At 38.1% G+C, this 2,936-nt stretch carries 3 protein-coding genes; all 3 read left to right on the top strand.

What is annotated here, in order from left to right; all coding sequences use genetic code 11:
* Positions 1-1,220, top strand: a 1,220-nt coding sequence (locus A3757_RS14820) for a polysaccharide biosynthesis C-terminal domain-containing protein (RefSeq protein WP_156506333.1), incomplete at its 5' end; no start/stop codon positions are given.
* Positions 1,221-1,227: 7 nt separating this feature from the next.
* Positions 1,228-2,574 (top strand): phenylacetate--CoA ligase family protein, encoded by a 1,347-nt coding sequence (locus tag A3757_RS14815; RefSeq protein ID WP_068553583.1) that lies wholly within the window; start codon positions 1,228-1,230, stop codon positions 2,572-2,574.
* Positions 2,571-2,936 (top strand): hypothetical protein (locus tag A3757_RS27645; RefSeq protein ID WP_231878289.1); only part of this gene is annotated, 366 nt, incomplete at its 3' end. The genes A3757_RS14815 and A3757_RS27645, both read left to right, overlap by 4 nt.

Raw genomic sequence — 2,936 nt, 5'->3', positions numbered from 1 at the left:
TTGTTGCACTCGTGTTTCCTAGTGTACTTATTGAAAGAGAGTATCAGCATTTAATAGTATTTTTAATGGTGGTTGTGATATTCAAGAGCTCCTATATGTATAGGGTTGGGGTGCTTAAGGGGTTTGAGAGGTTTGATTATCTAGCGTTTATTGTTTTGGTTGTTGCACCAATTAATCTTATTTTAGTATTGGTGGCTTTTGCATTGGGGGCGAGTGTTTCAGAGGTATATGGAATTTTTTCACTTATTGCGTTAGTTTATTGGGGGGTCTCACAAGTATATCTAAAGAGGTTGGTCGATCCACGACTCTTGAATGCAGCTGTACTAGATCCAGTATTAAAGAGACGAATAAATCACCATCTAAGAGTTGTAACCGTCAATACAGTCTTGGGTGTTTTGGTATTGGGGCAGTGCGAAGTGATTATGCTAAAACATTTCTCTACAAATGAATCTGTTGCGTTTTTTAATATTGCTACTGTTATGGCTGGGGCTGCTATTTCTTTGGTTCCTGGTGTCTATAGTTTTTTATTGTTACCAATGATTGCTAAATCAGTTTCAGGGGCGCAGGATGATCCTGCTATTAAGATTAGTGAGGCAATGCGTTATTTATTTGTGTTAGGGGTCATGGTTGCTGTACCGAGTTTAGCATATGGAGAATTGATAGTTACTATTTTATATGGCGAGGAGTATGCTCAAGCTGGTTTAATATTTGGGCTTTTTACCTTAATGGGTATACTGACGTCTTTTAGGGATCCTATTAATGCTTACTTGTTAAGCGCGGATAAGCAAGGTCTATTATTAAAGTTTAGTCTATTTTCTTTGGTTTTGTCATTGAGCTTGAACTTGGGGTTGATATCTATCTGGAAGTTTAATGGTGCTGTTGTTGCTTATTGTTCCTTATCAGTCATATTAACAGTTCTTCTGTATGTTATTGTTAGGAGGTATTTAGAGGTGTTACCTGATATCAAGCGGATGTTGATAGCAGTATTGTCTAGCCTCTTGGCGATAGTGGTGACTAGCTCTTTGTCTGATGGTATGGGCGAGGTGATGCAGGTAGTTGTTGGCTTTTTCAGTTTTGGTGTGGCGTATCTATTATTTTTGCTTATGTTAAATGGTTTAAGTGATGAGGATTATGATATGGTTCTCAAATTGTCTAAACGATTGGGGGAATTCCCTTATGCACTAATAAAAATATTAATAGCATATAGGGTTCGCTGGTAGGAAAAAGATGTATTCATGGATTTTTAGAAATTTGTTATACCCCTTATATGAAGAACATATTTCAGGGCGTAAATCAGTACAATACATACGAGAATACCAAGAAAATAAGAGTAAAGCTCATGACGAGTTAGAGGCGATTCAATTAGCTAAGTTACGAAAGTTATTGGTGCACGCTGCCAAAACTTGTGACTTTTATCGAAGGCAATGGGATGAAATTGGTTTTGACCCTTCTGAAATTCAATCAGTAGAGGAGTTATCGCAGCTTCCTATCTTGGATAAAGATGTGGTCAGGGAAAATTATGATAGTTTTGTTTCCAGTAGCTTTAGAGGGAAGAATATTAAGAAGACTACTGGAGGTTCTTCGGGCGTCCCATTTCAGTTTGAGCTAGATGCTGAGAGCAACGAACGTAGGCAAGCCGTTATGTGGAGAGGTTACGGTGGCTTGAACGCAGGGTTGGGAGAAAAAACGCTATATCTTTGGGGAGCCAGTATTGCCCCAGTAGGGGCAAGATCTGAACTAAAAGAACGTTTATATCATGCGTTCTATAACCGGAAAATTTTAAACTCTTTCAAAATGACTCAACAAAACATTGGTAGCTATGTGGAGGTACTGAATAAGTATAAACCTCAAGCTGTAGTCTCCTATGTTAATCCTATTGTACAGTTGTCTGACTATATATTGACTAATAATATCAAAGTCGGCCCCCCCAAATCTATATTAACTGGTGCAGAGCCTTTGTATGAGTTTCAGCGAGAAAAAATTGAAGCTGCTTTTCAGGCCCCCGTATACAATACCTATGGATGTCGTGAATTTATGTTAATAGGTAGTGAATGTGAGAGGAGGCAAGGTCTTCATGTAAATATAGATCATCTTGTTGTGGAAACTGTTGATGAACAGGGTGTTGCAGCTAAGAGTGGTGACGTGCTCATTACTGATTTATATAATTATGGGTTTCCATTAATTCGTTATAGGAATGGAGATAGAGCTACTTGGCAGGACTCAAGTTACCAGTGCGAATGTGGATCTAATTTTCCTATGATTAAGTCTGTTGATGGACGAAAGCTTGATCTAGTTAAAACTTCTGACGGTCGCTCTATACCGGGAGAGTTTTTTCCGCATCTATTAAAAGACTACCGGAATATACGACAATTTCAGGTCGTTCAACATAATCTTGATTCAATTGATTTGAATGTTGTGCTTCATGATGTAGCTTTTAAACAAGAGCTGGATCATATTAAAGGTTTGGTTGAGAAAAACTGTGGTGAGCACCTGAAGGTTAATGTAAATGTTGTCGAGAATATAATGCTTACTTCGAGTGGTAAATTGAAAGTAGTGGATAGCAAAATACTATGAGATTGCTAATCCTTACAAATCTCTACCCCCTGCCATGGGAACCTAACAGAGCAACTTTTAATAAACAGCAATTTGATCGTTTAGCGAGAACGAATGATGTGTCAATTATAGTCCCAGTTTCTTGGTTAGATTATTTAATGCACAGAGCGGAAATAAAAAAAGCAAACAGTCCCAAATTACTCTACGTTTGCTATTGGTATACTCCTAAAATTCTTTACTCTTTTTTTGGTTGGTTTATGTGGCTTTCTGTCCTTATTGGACTAAATAGTCATTTTAGAGGGTTTAGGCCTGAAGTTGTATTGGGTAGCTGGGCATACCCAGATGGGTTTGCAGCAGCTCAGTTAGCAAAGCGATTTGATTGC

This window comes from Oleiphilus sp. HI0117 (assembly GCF_001635235.1).
The sequence above is the reverse complement of the archived record's forward strand: the minus strand, read 5'-3'. Positions and strand labels throughout refer to the sequence as shown.